2 protein-coding genes are annotated in these 3,020 nt (G+C 64.9%); both read left to right on the top strand.

What is annotated here, in order from left to right; translation table 11 throughout:
* Positions 1-1,531: hybrid sensor histidine kinase/response regulator (locus tag VGE27_RS15935; RefSeq protein ID WP_331050663.1), on the top strand; the 1,531-nt coding region annotated here is incomplete at its 5' end.
* 51 nt (positions 1,532-1,582) lie between these two features.
* On the top strand, positions 1,583-2,662 hold the full coding sequence (locus VGE27_RS15930; RefSeq protein ID WP_331050662.1) for a PDZ domain-containing protein: 1,080 nt from the start codon (positions 1,583-1,585) through the stop codon (positions 2,660-2,662).
* Positions 2,663-3,020: the final 358 nt, after the last annotated feature.

Genomic DNA, 3,020 nt, shown 5'->3' with positions numbered 1-3,020 from the left:
CGTGACGCTGCGTCGGCCCGCGTTCAATCTGGTGGGTCAGGTCGCGGCGATCGTGCCGTTGGGTCTCCTGGCAGTGAGCTCGTATGGATACATCCGCCGTGTTCGCGCCGGTGAACGCGGAGCGTCGGCCATCCTCGTCGGCTTCGGACTCTTCCTGCTGTTCACGCTCGAAGAGGTGGCCGTTGCTGCAGGTTGGATCGAGTTCGTGTACCTGGCTGATCTCGGGTATGTGAGCGTCATCGCGCCGGTGGCGTGGCAGATGCTCAGCGGCTTCCGTGATGACGCCAATCAACTTGATCAGCTTTCCACACACCTCACCGACGAAGTCCGTCGTCGCACCGAAGAACGTGATGACGCGCGTCGTGTGATGCTCGAGCAACAGCGGCTTGCCTCATTGGGTCGGCTCGCGGCCGGTGTCGGGCACGAGATCAACAATCCGCTGCAATACCTGCGCTTCAATCTCGAAGAACTGCGAGATCATCCGGCGCTCGCCGCCGATGCGGATGGTCGCGTCGCCATCGACCAGGCCTTCGAAGGTGTGGATCGTATTCGTCAGGTGGTGGATGGGCTGCGCACCTACGTGCGTCCTGGTGCCGACGAAATGGCACCACTCGATGTGCGCGAAGTGGCGCGCGCCGCCATCCGGGTCGCGGCGCCGCAATGGCGACAGGGCATCACCGTCGTCACCGAACTTGCCGAAGTGCCGATGGTGAACGGGCACGAGGGTCGCCTTGTGCAGGTGGTGCTCAATCCGCTGGTGAATGGGGCACAAGCCATGCTCGCGCGTGGTGACTCGGCACGCATGACGCTCACCGTTGCTACGCGTGTTGGCAGTGATGGATGGGCAGAGATCTCCATCCGGGACCAAGGCTCCGGCTTTGCTCCAGAGGTGATCGCGCGTTTGGGTGAACCATACGTGACCACCAAAGCCGCGTCGGGTGGCACGGGACTCGGGCTGTTTGTGGCGCGTGGCATTGTCGAAGCGCACGGTGGCACGGTCACCTTCGCGAATCAGCCGGAGGGCGGTGCGGCGGTGCTGGTGCGCCTACCGCCTCTCAAGACCGCTCGACAGGGCACCGGAGAACGCCGCACGCCACAGCCGTTCCCTGTCCTCGCCAAGAAGAAGACCTCGTTGCGTGTCCTGCTGGTGGAAGACGAACCGTCGGCGCTGCATGCCATCGAACGCGGACTCGCCACCGAAGGTCTCGATGTGGTCGCGTACTCGAAGGCGCGCGAGGCACTGGCCTGGCTTGCGGCCGACGACGGAGCGCGACGTATCGACATCGTGGTCACGGATCTGATGATGCCGGACGTGTCCGGGTCGCAGTTCGCCGCCGCGCTCGCACAGAGTCATCCACGACTGCGCGAGCGTTTGGTCGTGCTCACCGGCGGGGCGGCAACACCGGAAGAGGATGCGTTTCTGCAGGAACCTGGCTTGCTGGTGTTGAACAAGCCCATCACAAGACAGGAGCTCGCCACGCAGTTGCGTCAGCGTGCGGCAGGGACGAACGACGGAGATCGGGGGCGGTAAACCCTCGCGAAGCACCTCGGTGTCGCATGGCCAACGACTTCCGAGGATTCCATGTCGCCCCTGCTTTCAACATCTCCGCGCGCCCTGCGTGTTTCGCGGCCCCTGCTATGGGCCTTGCCGTTCCTGCTCGCCTTGCCTGGTGCGATGCCGTTTGGTGTCGCCGAGGCCCAGGTGCCCGACGCGTCCATGCCGCGTCGCACGATCCTGGGTCCAATGCTCAGCACCATGTGGACTCGTTCAGCTGACCGTGCCGTGCTGGGCGTGACACTGGGTGCGGGCTCCTCTGCCGACACCGCAGGTGTCCGGCTCGAGGAAGTGGACGCCAATGGTCCCGCCGCCAAGGCCGGCTTGCAGGCGGGCGATGTGCTCACCGAGATCAACGGCATTTCGCTGAAGGTCGCGAAAGAGGATGCCGAGGACCTGGCCATGACCGGACTGGCGCAGCGTCGCCTGCAGCGCGCACTGGCCAAGGCCAAGCCAGGCGACGAGGTGCGTTTGCAGTATCGCCGTGGCGGCGCCTCCAAGGCACTCACCTTCAAAACGGTGTCCGCTGCGGATCTCGAGCGCTCGGAGGTGCGTCGAGTGTCTGGCGCCGTGAACTCGACCAACGACATGCGCGGCCGCATCGGGGTGACGATCGGCGGCGCAGGCACCAGTCGGGATACCCTGGGCCTTTTCGTCAGCGCCGTGACCGCCGGTGGACCGGCTGAGCTCGCTGGCGTGGTGGAAGGCGAGCGCGTGGCGGCGGTGAACGGCGTCGACGTGCGCATTCCCCGTGAGGATCTCGATGACCAGCAGACGCGCTCGGCCCGCATTGACCGCTTCGTGCGCGAAGTCCAAAAAGTCGCGCCCGGCAGCCCGGTTACGCTGCGGGTCTATGGTAACGGCAAGTATCGGGAGGTGGCCGTAAAGGCTGTGAAGGCCTCGGAGTTGCCGGCTTCCGGGTTCAATTTTGAGCTCGGGGATGGGAACGGCGATCGCCGGGTGCGCGTGATCACGCCGCCGGCGCAGGAATTCATGGATGGATTCCGCCAACAGCTCCGGGAAGGGATCCGGGATATGGATGTCCGGATTCCGGGCCCTCCTGGGACGATTCGTGTGATCACACGGCGCTCCTCAGCCGCCCTCTGAATAGCGCTGCTGGGACCATTTCCCCCGGTTTCCACACGGTTGGTCACACCGATGCAACGCTGGACGGCATCCTGACGTTATCTTGGCGGATTCCCCTGAACGGTGCTCCGGTTCGAAACCGGGGCATCGTGCCCACAGACCCGCCGTTCGCAACGCGAATGCCAGCCATTGCTCTGCCGACGCCTATGCGTCGGTTTTTCATACAGCCCGCTCTCCCTCCTCGCGCGGCGTTTCTTCTCTTGATTGCGCTTGGCGCGTGCAAGGAGCAGACGCGTCCGCAGCGCCCGACCCCCACCGTTTCGGTGGAGGCTGCCGGCAAGGGATCGCTGCCCTACATCGTCCATGCGAACGGGCAGGT

This window comes from Gemmatimonas sp., from assembly GCF_036405635.1.
GTDB lineage: Bacteria > Gemmatimonadota > Gemmatimonadetes > Gemmatimonadales > Gemmatimonadaceae > Gemmatimonas.
Note: the sequence above shows the minus strand (reverse complement) of the source record. Positions and strands in the feature narration are given on the sequence as shown.

What these genes read in the sequence shown, in the direction of transcription:
- VGE27_RS15930 (WP_331050662.1), top strand. Translation starts at nt 1,583, where the DNA reads ATGTCGCCCCTGCTTTCAACATCTCCGCGCGCCCTGCGTGTTTCGCGG.